Origin of the sequence: Marinobacterium halophilum, assembly GCF_003014615.1 — a bacterium.
In the GTDB taxonomy this organism is placed as follows: domain Bacteria; phylum Pseudomonadota; class Gammaproteobacteria; order Pseudomonadales; family Balneatricaceae; genus Marinobacterium; species Marinobacterium halophilum.
Genome location: NZ_PYGI01000004.1, coordinates 1 through 20,661, shown reverse-complemented (window position 1 = coordinate 20,661; position 20,661 = coordinate 1). Strand labels below are relative to the sequence as shown.

At 52.7% G+C, this 20,661-nt stretch carries 22 protein-coding genes, 2 tRNA genes, 1 other RNA gene and 2 pseudogenes; 17 read left to right on the top strand and 10 right to left on the bottom strand.

The features are described from left to right. Nucleotides 1-31: 31 nt before the first annotated feature. The 3 genes from CLV44_RS03675 to CLV44_RS03665 form a co-directional block, all read right to left on the bottom strand. On the bottom strand, nt 32-1,324 hold the full coding sequence (locus tag CLV44_RS03675; RefSeq protein WP_106590758.1) for an NCS2 family permease: 1,293 nt from the start codon (nt 1,322-1,324) through the stop codon (nt 32-34). A gap of 91 nt (nt 1,325-1,415) precedes the next feature. Continuing rightward, nucleotides 1,416-1,492, bottom strand: a tRNA-Pro gene (locus tag CLV44_RS03670). A gap of 25 nt (nt 1,493-1,517) precedes the next feature. Continuing rightward, nucleotides 1,518-1,594: transfer RNA gene (locus CLV44_RS03665), tRNA-Pro, on the bottom strand. 180 nt (nt 1,595-1,774) lie between these two features. Between CLV44_RS03665 and CLV44_RS03660 the strand changes: the two genes are divergently transcribed. The 10 genes from CLV44_RS03660 (at nt 1,775) to CLV44_RS03615 (ending at nt 9,282) form a co-directional block, all read left to right on the top strand. Continuing rightward, nucleotides 1,775-2,140, top strand: coding sequence for a CidA/LrgA family protein (locus CLV44_RS03660; protein WP_106590757.1), 366 nt, complete (start codon nt 1,775-1,777; stop codon nt 2,138-2,140). Next, entirely contained in the window at nt 2,137-2,847 is a 711-nt protein-coding gene (locus CLV44_RS03655; RefSeq protein ID WP_106590756.1) for an LrgB family protein, read from the top strand. Before CLV44_RS03660 ends, CLV44_RS03655 begins: the two co-directional genes overlap by 4 nt. 123 nt (nt 2,848-2,970) lie before the next feature. Beyond that, entirely contained in the window at nt 2,971-4,080 is a 1,110-nt protein-coding gene (zapE, locus tag CLV44_RS03650) for a cell division protein ZapE (protein WP_106590755.1), read from the top strand. A gap of 173 nt (nt 4,081-4,253) precedes the next feature. Continuing rightward, complete coding sequence (rplM, locus tag CLV44_RS03645; RefSeq protein ID WP_106590754.1) at nt 4,254-4,682, top strand: 50S ribosomal protein L13; 429 nt, start codon at nt 4,254-4,256, stop codon at nt 4,680-4,682. A 13-nt stretch (nt 4,683-4,695) separates the two neighbouring features. Continuing rightward, the gene (gene rpsI / locus CLV44_RS03640; protein WP_106590753.1) at nt 4,696-5,088 is read left to right on the top strand and encodes a 30S ribosomal protein S9; all 393 of its coding nucleotides are present in this window, start codon (nt 4,696-4,698) and stop codon (nt 5,086-5,088) included. Nucleotides 5,089-5,348: 260 nt separating this feature from the next. Continuing rightward, nucleotides 5,349-5,945, top strand: coding sequence for a ubiquinol-cytochrome c reductase iron-sulfur subunit (gene petA / locus CLV44_RS03635; RefSeq protein WP_106590752.1), 597 nt, complete (start codon nt 5,349-5,351; stop codon nt 5,943-5,945). Continuing rightward, entirely contained in the window at nt 5,945-7,201 is a 1,257-nt protein-coding gene (locus tag CLV44_RS03630) for a cytochrome b (RefSeq protein ID WP_106590751.1), read from the top strand. Before petA ends, CLV44_RS03630 begins: the two co-directional genes overlap by 1 nt. Beyond that, complete coding sequence (locus CLV44_RS03625) at nt 7,201-7,971, top strand: cytochrome c1 (protein ID WP_106590750.1); 771 nt, start codon at nt 7,201-7,203, stop codon at nt 7,969-7,971. The genes CLV44_RS03630 and CLV44_RS03625 overlap by 1 nt, the downstream gene beginning before the upstream one ends. A gap of 90 nt (nt 7,972-8,061) precedes the next feature. Continuing rightward, on the top strand, nt 8,062-8,694 hold the full coding sequence (locus CLV44_RS03620; RefSeq protein WP_106590749.1) for a glutathione S-transferase N-terminal domain-containing protein: 633 nt from the start codon (nt 8,062-8,064) through the stop codon (nt 8,692-8,694). 132 nt (nt 8,695-8,826) lie between these two features. Further along, nucleotides 8,827-9,282, top strand: a complete 456-nt coding sequence (locus CLV44_RS03615) for a ClpXP protease specificity-enhancing factor (protein WP_211298077.1) — start codon at nt 8,827-8,829, stop codon at nt 9,280-9,282. A 33-nt stretch (nt 9,283-9,315) separates the two neighbouring features. Here CLV44_RS03615 and CLV44_RS03610 read toward each other — a convergent pair whose 3' ends face one another. Genes CLV44_RS03610 through CLV44_RS03595 form a run of 4 tightly spaced genes read right to left on the bottom strand, consistent with a single transcriptional unit; the run spans nt 9,316 to nt 12,709 of the window. Next, nucleotides 9,316-9,891 (bottom strand): BON domain-containing protein, encoded by a 576-nt coding sequence (locus tag CLV44_RS03610; RefSeq protein WP_106590747.1) that lies wholly within the window; start codon nt 9,889-9,891, stop codon nt 9,316-9,318. 5 nt (nt 9,892-9,896) lie between these two features. Beyond that, nucleotides 9,897-10,481 carry an SIS domain-containing protein gene (locus CLV44_RS03605; RefSeq protein WP_106590746.1) on the bottom strand — a complete coding sequence of 195 codons (585 nt, stop codon included), beginning with the start codon at nt 10,479-10,481 and terminating at the stop codon, nt 9,897-9,899. A gap of 30 nt (nt 10,482-10,511) precedes the next feature. Then, a complete protein-coding gene (locus CLV44_RS03600; RefSeq protein ID WP_106590745.1) occupies nt 10,512-10,871 on the bottom strand; it encodes a YraN family protein in 360 nt (119 codons plus the stop codon). 11 nt (nt 10,872-10,882) lie between these two features. Beyond that, the gene (locus CLV44_RS03595; protein ID WP_106590744.1) at nt 10,883-12,709 is read right to left on the bottom strand and encodes a penicillin-binding protein activator; all 1,827 of its coding nucleotides are present in this window, start codon (nt 12,707-12,709) and stop codon (nt 10,883-10,885) included. 35 nt (nt 12,710-12,744) lie between these two features. Here CLV44_RS03595 and rsmI point away from each other — a divergent pair, with 35 nt between their 5' ends. From rsmI to CLV44_RS17710, 4 genes are all read left to right on the top strand, one after another. Continuing rightward, on the top strand, nt 12,745-13,578 hold the full coding sequence (rsmI, locus tag CLV44_RS03590) for a 16S rRNA (cytidine(1402)-2'-O)-methyltransferase (protein WP_106590743.1): 834 nt from the start codon (nt 12,745-12,747) through the stop codon (nt 13,576-13,578). Between the two features lie 40 nt (nt 13,579-13,618). Continuing rightward, nucleotides 13,619-13,972, top strand: an RNA gene (rnpB, locus tag CLV44_RS03585) — RNase P RNA component class A. Nucleotides 13,973-14,025: 53 nt separating this feature from the next. Next, nucleotides 14,026-15,057, top strand: coding sequence for a DUF6538 domain-containing protein (locus CLV44_RS17665; protein WP_106590894.1), 1,032 nt, complete (start codon nt 14,026-14,028; stop codon nt 15,055-15,057). 36 nt (nt 15,058-15,093) lie between these two features. Next, on the top strand, nt 15,094-15,348 hold the full coding sequence (locus tag CLV44_RS17710; protein ID WP_106590742.1) for a tyrosine-type recombinase/integrase: 255 nt from the start codon (nt 15,094-15,096) through the stop codon (nt 15,346-15,348). A 212-nt stretch (nt 15,349-15,560) separates the two neighbouring features. Here CLV44_RS17710 and CLV44_RS03570 read toward each other — a convergent pair whose 3' ends face one another. Together CLV44_RS03570 and CLV44_RS03560 are read right to left on the bottom strand one after the other, a co-directional pair. Then, complete coding sequence (locus tag CLV44_RS03570) at nt 15,561-16,058, bottom strand: ATP cone domain-containing protein (protein ID WP_106590741.1); 498 nt, start codon at nt 16,056-16,058, stop codon at nt 15,561-15,563. A gap of 1,121 nt (nt 16,059-17,179) precedes the next feature. After that, a complete protein-coding gene (locus CLV44_RS03560; protein WP_106590739.1) occupies nt 17,180-18,307 on the bottom strand; it encodes an IS3 family transposase in 1,128 nt (375 codons plus the stop codon). Between the two features lie 462 nt (nt 18,308-18,769). Between CLV44_RS03560 and CLV44_RS17705 the strand changes: the two genes are divergently transcribed. Then, nucleotides 18,770-18,997: a tyrosine-type recombinase/integrase gene (locus CLV44_RS17705; protein ID WP_106590737.1), complete on the top strand. Its 228-nt coding sequence runs from the start codon at nt 18,770-18,772 to the stop codon at nt 18,995-18,997. Nucleotides 18,998-19,184: 187 nt separating this feature from the next. On the opposite strand, the gene CLV44_RS03545 is transcribed toward CLV44_RS17705, so the two are convergent. Beyond that, nucleotides 19,185-20,027 carry a hypothetical protein gene (locus CLV44_RS03545; RefSeq protein WP_106590736.1) on the bottom strand — a complete coding sequence of 281 codons (843 nt, stop codon included), beginning with the start codon at nt 20,025-20,027 and terminating at the stop codon, nt 19,185-19,187. A 245-nt stretch (nt 20,028-20,272) separates the two neighbouring features. Here CLV44_RS03545 and CLV44_RS17660 point away from each other — a divergent pair. After that, nucleotides 20,273-20,332, top strand: a pseudogene (locus CLV44_RS17660) (hypothetical protein); the annotation flags it as partial. Between the two features lie 48 nt (nt 20,333-20,380). After that, a pseudogene (locus CLV44_RS03540) lies at nt 20,381-20,661 on the top strand (hypothetical protein); the annotation flags it as partial.

Below are 20,661 nucleotides of genomic sequence, written 5' to 3'. Positions count from 1 at the left end.
TCCGGCAGGTGTAGCTCTGCCGGCGGCGGAGTTAGCCGTAGAAAGCCATCTTTGCGATGAACAGTGCAGACAGAACCCACAGCGCCGGATTGAGCTGATCAAAGCGACCGCTGAGGGCCTTGATGGCTGTGTAGGAGATAATGCCGAAGGCAATGCCGGTAGTGATGGAAAAGGTCAGTGGCATGCTGACCGTTGCGATCACGACAGGTGCGGCTTCAGTGATGTCGTCCCAATCGATCTTGACCAGGCTGTGGGTCATCAATACGGCAACGAACAGCAGTGCAGGTGCTGTCGCATAGGCAGGTATGGTGCCGGCCAATGGTGACAGGAACAGGCTGGCCAGAAAAAGTACGCCGACCACAACGGCCGTCAGGCCGGTACGGCCACCCGCTGCAATGCCAGCACCGGACTCAATATAGCTGGTCGTGGTGGACGTGCCCAGTACGGAGCCGGCCATGGTGGCGGTGGAGTCGGCCATCAGTGCGCGGCCGAGGCGAGGCAATTTGCCATCCTTGTTGAGTAGTTTGCCCTTCTGGGCGACCGCGATCAGGGTGCCCGAGGTGTCAAACAAGTCAACAAACAGGAATGAGAAGATAACGCTGATCATGCCGATGCTCAGTGCGCCCTGGATATCCAGTTGAGCCAGTGTCGGTGCCAGTGATGGTGGTGCGGAGGCGATACCCTTGAACTCAACATGGCCGGTAGCCAGGCTGAGCAGGGTAATGGCCAGGATTCCGATCATCACCGAGCCGGTTACTTTGCGGTAATACAGAGTGGCAATAATGATAAAGCCCAGACTGGCCATGACCGGGCCCCACTGGCTCATGTCGCCGATGGTTACCAGTGTGTGAGTATCGTCAGTGACAATCCCGGCGTTTTTCAGGCCAATGAAGCCCAGAAACAGGCCGATACCGGCACCGATACCACCCTTGAGGGACATGGGAATGCTGTTGATGATCCATTCACGGATGCGGAAGATGGACAGCAGGAAGAAACAGATGCCTGAAATGAATACGGCGCCCAGTGCAGTTTCCCAACTGTAGCCCATCTGGCCGACTACGGTGAGGCTGAAAAACGCATTCAGCCCCATGCCGGGGGCAAGGGCGATCGGATAGTTTGCCCAGAAGCCCATCACGAAACAGCCGATGGCAGCAGCAAGGCAGGTAGCAACGAAGACAGCGCCAGCATCCATCCCGGTTCCTGAAAGAACGGTTGGGTTGACGAAAATAACGTAGATCATTGTCAGGAAGGTGGTCAGTCCTGCAATAACTTCAGTTTTGACGGTTGTTTGGTGCTCGGAGAGCTTGAAGAGCTTGTCCAGCATGAGCGGTTCCACTGATGGCGTAAAAAAACGCTATTCTACCTTAGGCGTACGCGTTGATCAGTGAGAAAAAATCAGATAAGCGGGAAAAATTTGGTCGGGGTGACAGGATTTGAACCTACGACCCCTGCCTCCCGAAGACAGTGCTCTACCAAGCTGAGCTACACCCCGACACAGTACTTAATTTTCAACAATTTGGTCGGGGTGACAGGATTTGAACCTACGACCCCTGCCTCCCGAAGACAGTGCTCTACCAAGCTGAGCTACACCCCGACAAACGTTGAAAGCTAAGTGCTTGTTCTGATTGGTGGATTGGTGTGGGTTACACCTCAATCAGCAACGGAGCGCATTATAGAGATGTGGGTGTCGATTGCCAATAGTAGAAGAGAAAATTGTTAATTAAATAAGTACACTCCGTTTTTGCTCGATAAAAATAATGACGTGAGGTGAAGGATGTTGGCGGGTCTATTGTTGCTCCTTGGATGTCAGTTGCTGGGTGAGTGGATCGTGCTGGCATTGGCATTGCCGGTCCCGGGGCCGGTGATGGGAATGGTACTGTTGCTGGTCGGGTTGGTTGTGCATGGCAAGGTGCCGGGATGGCTGCGGGTACCGGCAGAAGGGCTGTTGCGCCATCTGGCATTGCTGTTCGTGCCGGCAGGTGTCGGTTTGATGGTGCATGCCGAGCTGATTGCAGCCGAGTGGCTAGTGATTCTGGTGGCGTTGGTGCTCAGCACGGTGGTAACCATTCTGGTCACGGCGCTGGTACTCAAGCGGCTGACGCGGGGTTTGCAGTTGGATACGCGCAGGAATAAATCATGAGCACTTTCTGGGTATATTTTGCAGCCAAACCACTGTGGTGGATCATCATCACCATCGCCACGTTTCTGTTTACCTCATGGCTAAACCGGCGGGTAGGTGGCACGCCGCTGTTGCATCCAGTGTTGGTGGCGCTGTCGTTGATCATCGTGTTGCTGCAGCTGACAGGTACTGATTACAACACCTATTTCGAAGGTGCTCAGTTCATTCATTTTTTGCTCGGGCCTGCGACCGTGGCGCTGGCAGTACCGCTGTATGATCATTTTGAGCGGGTGAAAAAAATGTTGTTGCCGTTGTTGATCGCTTGTACCTGTGGTGCCGTAACAGCTGCGCTATCCGTCATAGCTGTTGCCTGGGCGCTGGGTGCTTCTGATGTGACGCTGCTGTCGTTGGCGCCGAAATCGGTTACGTCACCCATCGCGATCGGCATTGCCGAGAAGATAGGCGGTTATCCGTCTTTGGCGGCCGGGCTGGTATTGATAACAGGGGCCATTGGCTGTTTGGTTGCGCCGCCGCTGTTTAAATGGCTGAAAATTGAAGACGATGCGGTCAAAGGCTTTACGTTGGGGCTGTCGGCACATGGTTTCGGTACCGCCTATGCGTTTGAGTTCAGTACGCTGGCGGGTGCCTTTGCCGGTTTGGCCATGGGGCTGACCGGCTTGTTGACGGCCTTCATTGTGCCAGTGCTGGTGCGGCTGCTAGGGCTTTGACGGCGCAATCATACAAAGTGCCGAGACGGTTTCGAGTGTCGCGATTTGCGCAAACCGGGCATCGGCAGTAAAGTTCGCCCCCCGTTGTGGTGTGCATAAACCGATCAGAGGTACAAACTGAAGATGACTCCGCTCGAGCGATATCAGCAGGATCTGAAACGCGATGATTTCTCTTATGATCCGACTCAGGAGATGGCCGTTGGTCATCTTCAGCGTCTGTATGATGATCTGGTGGCCGCCGAGCGTGCGCCCAAGCCGGGTTTGATGCAGCGCCTCGGCGGCAAGTTCAAGGGCACTCGCCAAGAGCCGATCAGTGGTTTGTATTTCTGGGGTGGCGTCGGGCGTGGCAAAACCTACCTGATGGATACCTTCTATGACAGCCTGCCGTTCGAGCGCAAGATGCGAACGCATTTTCACCGTTTCATGCAGCGAGTACACAGCGAGCTGAAGGCGCTGGACGGCACCAAAAACCCACTGGTAGAGATCGGACGCAAATACGCGGATGAAGCTCGCATTATCTGCTTTGATGAATTCTTTGTGTCCGATATCACGGATGCGATGATTCTGGGGGGGCTGATGCAGGAGCTGTTCAATAACGGTGTCTCTCTGGTCGCAACCTCCAATATTGTACCGGACGGCTTGTACAAGGATGGCCTGCAGCGTCAGCGTTTCCTGCCGGCAATCGATATGCTCAAGCGTTATACCCAAGTGGTGAATGTGGATGGTGGTGTCGATTACCGTCTGCGTACTCTTGAACAGGCTGAGTTGTATCATTGGCCGCTGGATGCGGCAGCGGATCAAAGCTTGGCGCAGAGCTTTGAAAGCCTGGCACCGGATCTGGAAGAAGAGCAGCGCGAGGCCAGTGTCGAAATCAATGGCCGTCTTATCAATGCGCGTCGTGTCTGTGAAGATGTTGCCTGGTTTGATTTTGACCACCTGTGCCAAGGTGCACGGTCCCAGAACGACTACATAGAATTGGGCAAGATCTATCACGCCATTCTGCTGGGTAATGTGCCGCAGCTGGGGCGCAAGAATGATGATGCTGCGCGCCGTTTCATCAATCTGGTTGATGAGTTCTATGATTCGGGCGTCAAGCTGATCATCTCGGCTGAGGTGCCCATTCATGAGATTTACACGGAAGGGCGTCTCGGTTTCGAGATCGAACGCACCCAGAGCCGGTTGCTGGAAATGCAGTCGCACGAGTATCTGGCGCGGGAGCATCGGGCCGGTTGAAAAAACGCATTCGATGTACTTCCCAGACGACGGGCGCACGGGTATAATACGCGCTCCCTGTAAATCAGGGTGCCGAAAAAGTGTAAGTTAGCGACTGTAAAGTAGCTAACAAATAACTATAAGGTAAGTCGGAATCTCGGATTCGAGACTTAAATTGTAAGGTGAAACCATCCATGAAAACTTTTACCGCCAAGCCGGCCGAAGTAAAACGCGACTGGTACGTTGTTGACGCAGAAGGTAAAACTCTGGGTCGCCTGGCTACTGAAATTGCCCGCCGTCTGCGTGGCAAGCACAAGCCGGTATATACTCCGCACGTTGACACTGGCGACTACATCGTTGTAGTTAATGCCGAAAAAGTGACCGTGACCGGTAACAAGCGCAACGACAAAATGTACTATCGTCATTCCGGTTTTCCGGGTGGCTTGAAGGAAGCTAGCTTCAACAAGATGGTACAGACCTTCCCTGAGCGCACTATCGAGCTGGCTGTAAAAGGCATGCTGCCTAAAGGCCCGCTGGGTCGTGCCATGTACACCAAGCTGAAGGTCTACGCTGGTGCTGAACATCCGCATCAGGCTCAGCAACCGAAAGAACTGAACATCTAAGGGGAAGGCGAAAATGTCTACTACTCAGTATTACGGTACCGGCCGTCGCAAAACCTCTACCGCTCGTGTCTTTCTGCGTCCTGGTACAGGCAAAATCGTAATCAACAACCGTACACTCGAAGAGTACTTCGGTCGTGTTACTGCGCGTATGATTGTTAAGCAGCCGCTGGAGCTGACTGACAACGTTGAGAAATTCGACGCGCACATCACAGTTAAAGGCGGCGGCGGCTTCGGTCAGGCTGGCGCTATCCGTCACGGCATCACCCGTGCGCTGATGGAGTATGACGAGACTCTGCGTGGCGCACTGCGTGCTGCAGGTTACGTTACTCGTGACGCTCGTAAGGTTGAACGTAAGAAGGTTGGTCTGCGCAAAGCGCGTAAGCGTCCGCAGTTCTCCAAGCGTTAATTGCTTGCGGCCCTGCCGCTATGGCAATGCAAAAAAGCCTACAGCCCTTGCGGCTGTGGGCTTTTTTCGTCTTGGGGTCAAGTCAATAGAATTCGTGTTCGCCTAATGGTGAAGGTATTTTACCTTGTAAAAAAAGGGTATTTTCTTTAACATTCGGCGCATTTGAACGAACCGGTTTTGTGTTTTTTCATGACTGAGCGACCCGTCAGACTTTTGTGTCCGTACAAAAGCGGCAGGTCGATTGAGGGGAGATGAAGTTAATGAGCAATGACGGCGTGAATAAGGGTCGACGTCGTCTCCTGATCGGTGCCACATCTGCAGTAGGTGCAGTGGGTGCTGTAGGAGCGGCCGTCCCGTTCGTGGCTTCCTGGAATCCGAGTGCCAAGGCGAAAGCCGCCGGCGCGCCTGCAAAGGCGGATATCAGTAAGCTGGAGCCTGGTCAGCAGATGATCGTAGAGTGGCGTGGCAAGCCGGTATGGGTTGTCCGTCGTGGTGAAGAGGTGCTGGCCAATCTGGAAAAGCTGAACGATCGTGTCGCTGATCCGATGTCAGAAAAGCCGCAGCAGCCGGATTACATTCCGAAAACCGCTGCGCGTGCTATCCGTCCGGAAATCGCCGTTATGGTTGGTATCTGTACGCACCTGGGTTGCTCGCCAACCTACCGTCCTGAAGTGGCCCCGGAAGATCTGGGTGCGGACTGGCTGGGTGGCTTCTTCTGCCCGTGTCATGGTTCCCGCTTTGACCTGTCAGGCCGTGTGTACAAGTCGGTTCCGGCTCCGACCAATCTGGTCATCCCGCCTCACAAGTATGAAGATGACAACACACTGGTAATCGGTGTCGATCAGGAGACTGCATAATGGCTGGTACCCGTAACAAAGGTAATCCGGGCCTGATGGGCTGGATTGATGACCGCTTCCCGGCGACTGCCATGTGGGAAGATCATCTGTCGAAATATTACGCGCCGAAGAACTTCAACTTCTGGTATTTCTTCGGTTCGTTGGCGCTGCTGGCACTGGTTAACCAGATCCTGACCGGCATCTGGCTGACCATGAGCTACAACCCGAGTGCTGAAGGTGCGTTTGCATCCATCGAGTACATCATGCGTGATGTCGAGTATGGCTGGCTGTTGCGTTATATGCACTCCACCGGTGCATCCGCATTCTTTGTGGTGATATATCTGCACATGCTGCGTGGCATCATGTACGGTTCTTACCGCAAGCCGCGTGAGTTGGTATGGATCTTCGGTATGACCATCTACCTGGCGTTGATGGCTGAAGCCTTCATGGGCTACCTGCTGCCGTGGGGTCAGATGTCTTACTGGGGGGCTCAGGTTATCATCTCCCTGTTTGGTGCCATTCCGGTTATCGGTGCGGACCTGCAGCAGTGGATTCGTGGTGACTTCCTGATCTCCGGCATCACGCTGAATCGCTTCTTCGCTCTGCACGTTATTGCACTGCCGATCGTGATTCTGGCACTGGTTGTTCTGCACATCATCGCGCTGCATGAAGTGGGTTCCAACAACCCGGATGGCGTTGAAATCAAGGACAAGAAAGACGAAAACGGCGTACCGTTGGACGGCATCCCGTTCCACCCGTACTACACCGTTAAAGACATCGTCGGTGTTGTCGTATTCCTGTTCGTATTCTGTACCGTTGTGTTCTTCTTCCCTGAAGGGGGTGGTTACTTCCTTGAGAAGCCGAACTTCGAGCCGGCTAACGCACTGAAGACGCCTGCGCACATTGCCCCGGTCTGGTATTTCACACCGTTCTACGCGATGCTGCGTGCGGTAACCTTCCCGATGTTCGGCCTGGATGCGAAGTTCTGGGGCGTGGTGGTCATGGGTGCCGCGATTGCTATCCTGTTTGTACTGCCCTGGCTTGACCGTAGCCCGGTTAAATCCATCCGTTACAAAGGCTGGTTGAGCAAGGTCTGGCTGGTGATCTTCGCCGTCAGCTTCGTGATCCTGGGTGTTTTGGGTGTACTGCCGGCGACAGAGGCGCGTACTGTCCTGTCCCAGGTCTGTACAGTGCTGTATTTCTTGTTCTTCCTGCTGATGCCGTTCTACACACGCATGGAGCGCACTAAACCGGTTCCGGAAAGGGTTACAGGCTAATGAAAAAGTTCCTTATCACACTGATGATGGCGCTGGCTCCGATGACTGCCAGTGCAGCCGGCGGTGCCGGTGTGCCCCTGGACTCGATCGATATCGATCTGACCAACCAGGAGTCCCTGCAGCGTGGCATGAAAACCTTCGTGAACCGCTGCATGGGGTGTCATGAAGCGGGCTACCAGCGTTTTGAGCGTTCAGCTCAGGACCTGGGTATTCCGAATGAGCTGGTTGAGGAATATATGATCCTCGACCCGAACGCCAAGATCGGCGAGCACATGAAGAGTGCCATGGCCAAGGATGATGCGGCTGGCTGGTTTGGTGCACCTCCGCCCGACTTGTCACTGGAAGCGCGCCTGCGTGGTCCTGACTGGGTTTACAGCTACCTGCGTAGCTTCTACAAGGATGAAGAGCGTCCCTGGGGTGTGAACAACGCGGTCTTCCCGGATGTCGGCATGCCGAACGTACTGGAAGATCTGCAGGGTAAGGTCGTTAATTACTGCACGCCGGAAGAATTGGCGCATGGTGATCATGAAGAGATCGATCCGCTGACGGGTAAAACCATGGGCGGCTGTCTGAAAGTTCAGGAAGCGGGCTCTCAGTCTGCAGAAGAGTTTGATCAGACCGTGTATGATCTGGTGAACTTCATGACCTACATGGGCGAGCCGTCTCGTCTGGAGTCTGAACGTCTGGGTACCAAGGTTCTGATTTTCCTGGCGATCCTGTTTGTGTTTGCCTTTGCTCTGAAGAAAGAGTACTGGAAAGACATTCACTGATTGTCACCGGGTGATCAGTTCTGATGCTACGCGGTCGAAAGGCCGCGTAGATTTTTTGTTTCAGCCGCAAACTTTTATGGGGATAGTTCGATGGGTGTAGTGGCCAAGCGTTCTTCCATGACCTTTTATTCCGATGGTTCCGACCATTACAGTCACCGTGTACGTATCGTACTCTGTGAAAAAGGCGTGGCAGTTGATATTGTCGAGTGTAAAGCAAGTGAGCTGCCGGAGGATGTAGCGGCGCAGAACCCCTACAACACCCTGCCGGCTCTGCTGGATCGTGATCTGGTGTTGTACGAACCCAATGTGATGATGGAATACCTCGATGAGCGTTTTCCGCATCCGCCCCTGCTGCCGGTTTACCCGGTTGCTCGTGCTGAAAGCCGTCTGTACATGCACCGTATTCAGCGTGACTGGTGCGTGCTGGTCGATCGCATTTTGGCTGATGAAGGCACCGAGGCCGAGTTGGATCAGGCGCGTAAGGAACTGTGTGACAGTCTGGTTGCCGTCTCACCGATCTTTGCCGAGAAGCCGTTCTTCATGAGCGACGAGTTTACCCTGGTAGACTGCTGCCTGGCACCGATCCTGTGGCGCTTGCCGCAACTTGAGATCGAACTGCCGGAAGCGCAGACTCAGCCGTTGCAGGAATACATGCAGCGTCTGTTCGAACGTGAATCTTTCCAGGCCAGCTTGTCTGAACTGGAACGTGAGTTGCGTGACTGAGCAGAGTTGATCAGTACTGTTCAAACTCGGGGATGAAGGCAACTTCATCCCTTTTTTATGTACAGGGTGTACGCTATGCCGCAGACGTATGGATGCATGGATGTGGCGTTATCAGGAGCTGTTATGAGCGATATCAAACCGAGCCGTCCTTACCTGCTGAAGGCATTGTATGAATGGGTGCTGGATAACAATATGACGCCGCATCTGGCCGTAGATGCTACCTTGCAGGGTGTGCAGGTGCCGGGGCAGTTTGTTCAGGATGGTCAGATTACGCTGAATATCGCGCCGACTGCGGTGCAGCATCTGCTGATTGATGATCAGGCCGTCAGTTTCAATGCGCGTTTCGGTGGCGTGCCGATGAATGTGTATGTCCCCATGGTCGCGGTAATGGCGATCTTTACCCGTGAAAATGGGATGGGCATGGGTTTTGGTGTTGAGCCGGGTGTTGAAGAATTGTTTGAGCAGGCAGAGCAGAGTGGTGCTGTGCTTGAGGAGGTGCAGATGGAGTCTGTCGATCAGGATGAGGCTTCAGCACCAGCCACCCAGTCCAAAGCCAAGGGCAAACCCACGCTGCGCGTGGTGAAGTAAGCGGCTGCCGCACTGATGCGGCAGCCGATCGCGTCAGGCACCGATATATTCGAAGACCTTGACGATTTTGCGTACGCCGGTGACGGAGCGGGTAATATCCACGGCGATATCCGCTTCAGCCGGTGTCACCAGCCCCATCAGATACACCACACCATTCTCTGTTATGACCTTAATGCGGCCACCAGACACCCGTTTATCTGCCAGCATCTGTACCTTGATGCGGCTGGTCAGATAGACATCATTGCTGCGCACGATGGTTGATGTCGGGCCTGCAACTTCCAGTTCGTTATGTATCTTGCGAACGTGACGAACCTGATTAGCAATGCGTTCAGCCTCCTGCTTTACCTGTTCATCGGGCACCTGGCCAATGAGCAGCAGCTGGGCGTTGTAACTGACCACGTTGATGTGTGATTGCGCCAGTGCCTGCGAGCCTTTGCTGATGTTGACCAGCGTTTTGGTCTCGATAGACTCGTCTTCAAGATAGCGGCCGAGTGTGCGGCTACCCTGATCTTCCTGAATTGGTTCTTCGCGTGTGGCACTGACCAGGCTGGAACAGCCGGTCAGGACTGTGGATGCCAGAACCATCGCGATCAAGGGACGTTTGATCATGTCGATCAGCCTCCAAAGAGTTGATATTCAATCAGGTCGCACAAGCAGTGCAGGACCAGCAAGTGAGCACCGTGGATCAGAGCATCCTCGGCACCGGGTATACAGATCTCGATCTCGTCCGGCAGCAGCAGGGCTGCCATGTTGCCACCATCACCACCGCTGAGCGCAATGACCGTCATCTCACGGTCGTGTGCCGCCTGAATCGCCTGTACCAGGCTGTTGGCGCGGCCGTGGGTGGAGATCAGCAGCAGAATGTCACCAGGCTGGCCGAGTGCGCGTATCTGTTTGGAGTAGACATCGGCAAAACCGGTCTCCTCGCTGATACCACTCATGGCCGCCGCGTCGTTAAGCGTCATGGCGGGAAGGCCCGGGCGCTCATGGTGAAAGCGATTCAGTAGCAAGGAGGAGAAATGCTGGGCCAGCGCAGCCGAGCCTCCATTGCCGACACACAAGATCTTCTGTTCACTGACCAGGCATTGCAGCAGGAGTTCACCGGCTTCAGCGATCAGAGGAGTATGCTGCTCGATGGTGAGCGCATTGATCTCCATGGTGTTGTGAAACTGACTGACAATACGGTCTTCAAGTTCCATTAAAAGCGTTTCCGGTGTTCATGGGCGTGTTCATGGGCGAAAAGCATCTTTATACCATACCGGAGGGGTTCTCTCCGAATCTCCTTCAAAGGCGAGCACGTCAAACCGACAGGGATAAAGGCTCCAGTGAGGGTTGCGGCTGAGCATGAAGCGGGCGGCGCGGATCAGCTTCTGTTGTTTGCGCCAGTCTACCGAGGCGGCAGCACCACCAAACGCCCGTCCTGAGCGGGTGCGTACCTCGACAAACACGATCTGTTCCCCGTCTTGCATAATCAGGTCAATCTCACCCAGGCGGCAGCGGGCGTTACGTTGCAGTAACGTCAGGCCCTGTGTACAGAGCCAGTGTTCAGCCCGCTGTTCGGCATCCATGCCAATACGGTTGCGATCCATCGCATGATCCTCTAGTTGGTGTTGGGTATGGCCTCGGTCAGACTGGCCGGTACGCCATTAGTGAAGGTGGTACAGTTCAGTTCACGCTGCAGCCGCTTGTGTGTATCCATTGTCAGCTTGCCGGTTTCACCGACAATGAAACTGCCGGGGCCTTGCTCCAACTGCGGTAACCACGGATACACATTAATCGCATCCACGCCCAGTGCATACAGCCGACCAGAGCGGGACAGGGTATTCTCGCCATTGCTGCTCAGTAGGCGATGGGCTTCGCTGGGTGGTTGTAGCAGCCATGGCAAGTCACAGAAGGTGACGCCATTGAGGTCTACATCCCGTGTTGCATCCGGGTATCCGGCATACAGGTGAGAGGTCGCATAGATCGGCAGGTCAGCGGCAAAGTGATAATCCAGCATCGGTTTGATCAGGCGGGCAGCATCGGGTTGGGCGGTCATCAGAATGGCATCGGCATCCTGACGGCGGCGCTCCTGAAACGCAAGGCGGTGGCGCAGCAGTTTGCGCAGTTCCTGCTCACGTTCAGCACTTTGCCGGGTCAGCAGCAGGTCGGCAATCTGATCATTATAATTGCCGGTGGCATCATAACGTAGCGTGCCGACAACTCTCCCGCCGGCGGCTTCAAGCTCTTCCTGGATGACGGCACGTACCCGATCACCCCATTCGGCGGCCGGTGCAATCACCAATACACGTCGGTGGCCCTGAGACAGTGCCTGCCGCACAATCATGCGAGCTTCATGCTCGGAGGAAAGTTCCAGCTGCCAAGGGCGAGACGGGCCCGGTTCGGCGGGGTTCAGGGCCAACACCGGAATTTCGAGTTGCGGCATGGTGGCAAGCTGGTTGACCAGAGTTGGATCCAACGGTCCGATCAGCAGATCCACGCCTTGCTGGCGTGCTTGCATCAGCAGTGGCGTAATGTCGCTCAAACCTGTGGAGTCGAGCATGACGAGGCTCGGGGTCGACTGACCTTCACGGCGGGCAACCGCCAACGCCGCCTCGATACCCTTGCGGATTGCTCCGGCTGGTTTGGCAAGTTCGCCAGTGAGTGGCAAAATCACGCCAATTCGCTGTACGGTCAGCTGTTCACCCGTCAGTTCGATACCGAGAAGGCCTGCGGGCGGTAGTGCCAGAGCCGGATGTGATTGCCACAGCGTGCGCCACTGTTCCAGTGCCTGCTGGCGGCCGGCCAAGTCGGTGCTGGTACGCAACATTAGCGCAAGTTCAAACCAGCCCTGCTCCTGATAGTCGTTATCGCCGCGAGCAGCATCATTGAGCGTCGTCAACGGTGTTTGTTGCAGCAAGTGCCAAATCTGGTCGTGATAACGTAGCTGCTCGTCAGGATCCAGCGTCAGCAAGCTGCTGACGATCAGTTCGCGCACGGCGGCGATGGGGTTATTCTGCTGCATCAGCGCGTCAGCCCGCAGCTGCCCCAATTCGGCCTGTTGCGGCGCAGGCAGGTTGTTGAAACGCTGACGATCCAGGAACTGCAATGCGGCGGCAGGGTCGTCAGAGCCGGTTGTCAGCAGAGCTTTCAGCTTGGCAACCTCGAACGCCAGGGTCGGTGGCAACCTGCTTAAATCGATCGGTGCCAAAGCATCCAGCGCCTGTTGTGGCTGTTGCATCTGGGCCAATAACCGAGCAGCCTGCAGGCGCAACTCCGCAGCCGGCGTTGTCGGTTGCTTGTCGGCCTGGCGTAGTAGACTGTCAATACTTTGTTGAGTCGTAGCGGTCTTGTCCACTACCTGAGGCGGCTGCGTCTGGCTTGAACAACCAGCCAGTAGCGCTGTGGCCAAAAGTAGGCTGAAAGACAGCCGGTGTAAATTCGTCATATAATCCCAATCCTTGCCAACAGATGGATATCCTAATGTCAGAACCAGTTCTCTATATCGTAGCTACGCCGATCGGTAATCTGGCGGACCTGTCGGAGCGCGCGCGCGAGGTGCTGGACAGCGTTGATTACATAGCTGCCGAGGATACCCGCCACAGTGGGCGCTTGCTGGCACACTTTAACATTAAAGGGCAGATGATTTCAGTGCATGATCACAACGAACGCCAGCGTTGTGAGCACATTATCAACCTGCTGGGCAGTGGGCATTCGATCGCACTGGTCAGTGATGCCGGTACCCCGCTGATCTCTGATCCGGGCTATCATTTGGTACGTGCTGTACGCGAGGCCGGATATCGGGTGTCGCCGGTGCCGGGATGCTGTGCTTTCATCGCCGCACTGTCGGCCTCGGGGCTGCCGTCCGATCGTTTTCAATTTATCGGTTTTCTGCCGTCCAAAAGCGGGGCGCGGTTACAGGCGCTTGAAGCGTTGGCCGGAAACAGTGAAACGCTGGTATTTTATGAGTCTACTCACCGTATCGTCGACAGCCTGGGGGCAATGTCACAGGCTTTCGGCGCCGACCGCTATGCGGTAGTGGCGCGTGAGCTGACCAAAACCTTTGAAACCATTCACGGTGACCGGCTGTCTGCGTTGGTTGAATGGGTACAGGCAGACAGTAACCAGCAGCGTGGTGAGTTTGTCGTATTGGTGCAGGGAGCCGCACCGGATCCTCGTACTGACAGCATTGACCCTGAAGCGGAACGTATTCTGCGTATTTTGGCCAAGGAAATGCCGCCGAAAAAAGCGGCTGGCGTCGCGGCCGAAATTACTGGCGAGAAGAAAAACCGGCTTTATCAGCTCCTGATCGACTAATTGCTTGCGTAACACGTTCAGGCCGTTATACTTCGCGCCGAGAGTCTGCCAGGCAATCGTCGCTGCATTCGTGCAGGGGAGGAAAGTCCGGGCTCCATTGGGTAAGGTGCCAGATAACGTCTGGGCGGCGCGAGCCGACGGAAAGTGCAACAGAAAGTATACCGCCTAAGCATCTTCGGATGCCGGTAAGGTTGAAATGGTGCGGTAAGAGCGCACCGCGTGGGTGGCAACACTCCACGGCGATGGTAAACCCCACCCGGAGCAAGACCAAATAGGGACCCATTAAGGCGTGACCCGCGCCGGGTCCGGGTAGGTCGCTTGAGGCCAGTGGCGACGCTGGCCCTAGATGAATGATTGTCCACGACAAAACCCGGCTTATCGGCAGACTCTCAACAACTTTTCGCTTTATTTTCAGTGAGTTACGCCTCTTTTTTGGAGGCTCTGAAAATGGCACAGAAACTGGTACAGAACGCCTGTTCTTACCTGTTCTTGAGGGGACGGACCTATTACTTTAGGTTCGCTCTTCCTACTCCCCTCAGAAGAAAATTCCCCTCGTTACCCGCAGAAGTGAAGCGTAGCCTTCGGACAGACTCTTATTCCGATGCGTTGGCGTTGATCTCTAAGAAGCTCCCCCTGATCAGGCTCATCCAGCGTTGCTCCGATCTGGAGTCTGTGAAGTCACTTATCGGTCGTCTTGTGGATTTCTCACAGGAGTTTCATGTTTGGGTCTCTGATCGACTCAAGCAGCTTCAGCAGAAAACACCACCATCTTCAGTACAGCCGCAAACCGTTTCACCAGCCCAATCATTAAAGCCAGAAGCCAAGACACCCAAACTGTCTAAGGTCTGGAGTGATTTTGTTGCTTGGAAGAGTTGGCCAGAAAAGAGCCGAATCAATAACCAGCGGCTGTTCGACAACCTTCTCTTCTTTATTGGTGACAAGCCGGTCGGAGAGATTACGAAGCAACACCTCCGTTCTGCGTTGAACTCGATAGCAAAGCTCCCTCAGCGAAACTTGAAGCCATACCGGAACAAGCCTCTTGAAGAAATCGTCAAGATGAAGGTGCCCCCTCGATACCGAGTCAGTGACAAGTATGTGCGGGAGCACTTGAAGGTCTGTCAGAGTCTGTTTAGCCGCTACATGGTTCAAGAGATCGATCTGCTCGAGAAATCGCCTACCGCTGGCTTGAGGCTGGAAACTGAGGATAGTCGTTTCGGGTCGCTCACAGATGAGCAGGTTCGTTTGTTACTGGATAGTGGGAAAAGAAAGCAGCAGTGGTTCTACCTCGTCCTGATGCTGGCTATTTACACTGGGGCTAGGCGCAGTGAAATCGCTAATCTCAGGAGCGGTGATGTAAGAGTGTGCCCTGATACAGGACGTTATTACATCGTTATCCAGAAGGGCAAAACGAAGGCTGCACGGCGTCAGATACCGGTACACCATGAGTTGGTCAAAGCTGGCCTTATCGATTGGGCATAAGAGCCCGAAGGGCTGCTTTTCCCTGAGGCTGCTTCTATGCCCAACTCAATTACGAACCGTTTCAGGTCGTTGAACATGGACAAGAAAACCGAGGATGGGGAGCGTATCGTGTTCCATTCTCTGCGTCATACGTTCATAACGAAAGCCCGTTCCAAGGGTATCGATACTGTTTTGGTTCAAGAAGTGGTTGGACATGAGAAAACTGGGTCAGGGGTGACTGATCGCTACACTCATAGGTTCAGACTTGAGGATCTTTTGCCAGTAGTGGATGCGGTAACGTATCAGGGGTGATGGACGGTGCCAGGGTTCGCCAGAACTGACGGAGGTAGATCAAGGTTCAATCTTGCTGTTCAGGAAGTCGTTACGTTGTCGAAGGTGGGGCTTCAAAGCTGGAAGAAAGACCCGAAGTTACGCGAGATGGAGGCCGATATGATGAGCCTCGTCCCGGTGGACGGTGATCGCAGTATTTACAGGTTTGGGATGATACCGGGTGGACTTCTCGCTTACGTTGCATGTGACTTCGAGTAATGGGACAAGCAAGATCCTGTGGATGCATGGGAGAGAACGAACTCGAAGAATTGAGGGCGCGGTTGGTAAGTAAGGGGAGCGTGACAGGAAGGTGGTGCTCTCGTTATGTGCCCACAGCTCAGTAACAGCCTCGTTATTGCCTCACTACCCGTATCTCGAAGTGCGGACAGTCTTCGGAGAAGCCGAGCAGACAGTGAGTGTTGAATTTGTGAGTGCCGCAGGATCGCTTGCTGCTTGAACAGCGGAAACGAATAGCCTTGACGAAATGTGAGAACAGCGCCAGTAGTCTGTGGGGTGTGCAATGCACCATCCCTCAGGCTGGAGTAGAAGTCCAAATGAGCCTTCAGCTCTATTTGGTCGACAGACACGTCCTCCAAGCCTTCAGCGGCCCAGATGATGACCCTGTGGATCTTCTCAAGGTCTATCGCTTCGCGTCTGCCGTCACGCTTTGTGACTACCAGTTCATCATTCATCAGGGTATGGACACTCTCCTACTAGGCTATCCAGAGGTGACCCTGTTACCGGCCAAGTCTGGGTTTCGATGGGTAGATTGGAAGCCTCCCCATCATCAATGGTTGGTCAGTTAAAGAAAGAGCGCGTTGATTTCGGTAGCTGTGTCATGGCATACCTCCTGTTGTTATCCATATGAGTTGAGAATGAATCGCAATAAAGGTGATATTCAACGCTAACCTATCCTCCTCATACCGGTAGTTGATTAGAGGTTTCCAGCCCCGGTCATCCACCAATACCAATAATTTGACTCAGAAGCCACTCCAACAGCTCTCGTCTGCTGTGTAGCCAGATCATGCGCCTCAAAAATGCCAGCCCAAGACTGCACAACTTCTGCAGTAGCCTCGACTTTACCTCTTGAAGCTCACACTCGTGCTGGAGCTGTTCTGCTGGGTTCAAGGTCTCCTTCTGTTTCAACAAGCGATGAAGCTGAAGGAGCCGTTTAATAAGTTGTCTTGTCTCGATCATCAGATTCCTGCTATCGAGGAAGACAACCAACAACTCAGTGATGGGTGCGCCCAGTAAAACACCCCATCGTAATTGATGGGGGTGATTGTTTGTTATTCAAGTGGTTGGTTTGGCGGGGGCGCTAGCGGTCGAGAGCGGACGTGGCCCGCAGCTGTCAAAATTGCAAGATCCCTGCATGATCGACGACGTTCAATTAGGTGACAGTTTAGGAGAAGAAGCGGCTAGTTCTGTTCATGCAAGATCAGCAACAACCGTTCTCCAGAACAAAGACCTCGATGCAGACAGGGTAAGATCCGTCTGTGAGGCCTACTACCTTTGAGCTTTCGGTATGAGCTGTATGAACGCACCACCGGTCTGAACGATTGTGGTGGCAGTTGGGGCAGACGTGAACCGGACAAGACTGGCGCAGATGATCTGAGGGGGCACTGCGTTGAGGTCGGCTACATCTGACACGTTTCAGGTGGTGGGAGTAGAGGGGGCGAAGCCCCACTTTCAGTGGGACTTATAGTTCTTCCATGAGATATCCATTACTTCATTATCATCATAGGTAATCACCTATACAGGTCTCTATCTGTAAGACCTACATCAAGTCTCTCTTGTGGTCTCTCTGTAGTGGTCAACTAATACCGGACAGTAAGTTAAGTTTTTCCTCTGCCACAGCGGGTGGCAATCCTTGGTTGTACTGATGTGGCCGTTGCCAGTTGTACCGTTCCATCAGATAGAAACTGATGTCTTGTTGGGCTTCACCTACTGCTCTGTAACCTGTGGCAGGCATCCATTCGGACTTGTAGCTCCGGAACAGTCGCTCCATTGGCGAGTTATCCCAACAGTTTCCCCGGCGACTCATGCTTTGCTGGATTCGGTAGCGCCATAGGCGTTGCCGGAAAGCTCGGCTAGCATATTGGCTTCCCTGGTCCGAATGAAACATCAGCCCAGCAGGCTTGCCACGCTGCTCGTATGCCATATCCAAGGCCTTTACGACCAGTGCGCTATCCGGGCGGCCCGAGAACGACCAGCCAACGACTCTACGTGTAAACAGATCGAGCACAACAGCCAGGTAATGCCAGCGGTTCTGCACCCATATGTAGGTGATATCACCACACCACACTTGATTGGGGGCTTGTACCTCAAACTCCCGGTTAAGGCGGTTGGGAATATCCGGTCGCTCGACCGTAGCCTGTTTGTACTTGTGCGGTCCCGGCTGCTTGCAAGTCAGGTTCAGCTCACGCATCAGACGCCGCACACGGAAACGGCCAATCTCATAGCCTTCACCCTGCATCTGGGTCATGATTGTACGGCTTCCGGCTGAGCTCCGGCTTTGCGCAAAAAGCTCATTCACCTTGGCTCGCTGCTCAAGCCGTTTAATGTCAATCCGGGATCGGCTACGGCGGTACTCGTAGTAACTGGAACGGGCAATGCCGAAAGCACTACAGACCATGTCGACCGGCTCCTGCTCACTTAACTGGTCTATCACCACAGCCTTTTTTAATATCGTTTTCTCCCGTTCCAGCCGGTTGATACGGGCTTCCAGTTCCTGAATCTTTTGCTGCTCGGGTGTCAGGGCCTTGGATGTGGGTGTTACACCGCCACGTTCGGTACGTAGCTGATTAACCCACCGCCTCAATGCGGACTCGCCCACATCAACGGCACGACTGGCCTCGACCATGCTGTAACCCTGATCGACCACCAGGCTGGAGGCTTCCATTTTGAACTCGGTTGAAAACGAACGACGCTGTTTTGCCATTGAACACCTCTTCTTCGGCGGTGACTTTACCACCTTAAGTTGGTGTCCGGGATTATTAGGCCACTACACAAAGAGGCTAAATTGCTGGCGAAGTCGCCCACTGAGGGCGTCACTTTCAAAGCTGATGGTAAGAGGTTTTGAGCATTTACTGATTTTGAAGTCAAAGAGATTCTAACAGGTGCTGCTAGTAAACCGGATTGGTTTTACTGGTTCGCGATGATTGGTGCCTACACTGGTGCTCGCAGATCTGAAATAGCTCGATTGACTAAAAGCGATTTCAGTATTTGCAATGACTCAAAAAGATATTATTTCAAGGTAACTCAGGGCAAAACCGCAGCAGCAGTAAGATTGGTTCCGTTGAGTAATGACCTGATCGAAGCTGGATTGATCGAATATCTAGAGAGCTCAAGCACTGAATATTTATTTGACCTTGCTCACTGAAATCAAAACCGAGTCACTGATTTGTTTGGCTCTCTGGTAACTAGTGGCAGTGATGCTTACGGAGATCGGCTAGTTTTTCATTCTCTTCGCCATACGTTTATTACAAAGGCAAGAATGGCTGGGCTGCCCACTAGTTTGGTGCAGCAGTACGTTGGACATTCAGTTACCGGTGCTGGAGTTACTGATAGATACACACATCGCTACACGATTGGAAAATTAGCAGAAGTCTGTGACGTAGTTGGATACTAGTTCTTAAGTGGGATAATCTAGGGTAGGTCTCATACTTAAAACCTATCTACTTCGAAGAGGTCTCAAAACTATGAAATTTAGATTAAAAATATTAATTCCAATAATATATAAAATCAAACGAACAGGCGGTAGGAAAATTGAAACTCACCTGTTCGTTTTAGTTTAATTTTATATTTATACTTATACTTTAATTCAGGCCAAATGTGTGAAGATATACGTCTTCTGCTATTTCTTCAAATATTAGAGAGTCTCCACCAACAGTTGCCAATCCGCCAGTTGATATTACCGGCGCTGTAATGAATTCATCTAAAATTTTATCATTTTCAGAGATCGTTACTTTTACTTTTGCTAATGTAGATCCATCTTTTGTTGCAGCAAACCATCTCTGGACAGCGTTCCCTGACTTAAAATCAAGAATCTCGATATCTATGACCTTGTTTGAAGAGTTGTCAACAATACTCCCAAACTGTTCCTCTAAATATTTTTCTAGCGTTTCTTTTAAACTAATAGGGGCCTCAGTAGCAATTGAATTATTTACATTTATAGCGACACTTGACCTTTTATCAAATGTTGGTGATTTTTTATATAAAGGCAAAAATGCAACAGGACGAAAAATTCGTGATTTTGGATAAGTAAAATCATAGTTTAATGACAGTATCTCTTTTGGATTTGTAAAAAAGCACTTGTATGGTGCGGGTACATCCTCTTTGTAGAAACCCAAATTAAGAACCTGCTTAAGCTGAAGGTTTTCTATTTTAATACATTCAAAGTTTTCTGCCTTTGTTTTCCAAATTAGCTCGCCCCCATCAGATAAATCGCCAATAACCTGAGATTCTGTACGAACAATGAAATTAATAATGGAGAGGGAAAATTTACTTGGTCGCTTTAAAATAATGATGCTTTCATTTTCATTAAGAGGTTTGTTAATATCTGGTCTTTCGACTAACTGCTTTGAATTAGAGGCACACCCAGCCAAAGCCACAATAGCAATTAAAACACTTATAAATCCCAGCATTCTAGTTTTAATCATCTATTTACTCGCCCTTAAAAATTGATTAAATAAGCATTTTCATAAGAATTTATGCTGTAAGCGAGTTCATATACTGAACTTGAGACAGCAGTTAATGGTTATAATTACTATGAGGTTCTTGGATATTACCTAGATTCTCAGAATAACCGACACACTTGGACTTAGACAGGAGAGCCAGGCTGGCTGTAGGCTGACTAGCTCTCACACAAGCAACCAGGTGCCACACGGGGGCCCTTTACGGCCAGCTGACTCTCAGCGAACGATACCAGATTCAGGCCTTATATGAACTGGATTTCTCTGCCCGTGCCATTGGCCGAGAGCTGAAACGTTCGAACAAAACCATTTCAAGGGAATTGAAACGGTTAACCGACTGCGAGGCATACGATGCCTCGGAAGCTGATATACATGCATATGATCAGCGCCGTGCTGCCAACAAAGCCGAACGCTTTAATGCAAGGCATCAAGAGCAGCTGAAGAAGCTATTGGCAATGGGCTTTAGTCCAGAGCAGGTGGCAGGACGTATAACCTTGGAGGAGCCTGATAACGCCATCAGTTGCTCCACCTTGTATCGCCATATCGCAAAGCTCCAGTGGCGGCAGCGTCTGCCATGCAAGGGCAAAAAGCGCCGAGGATC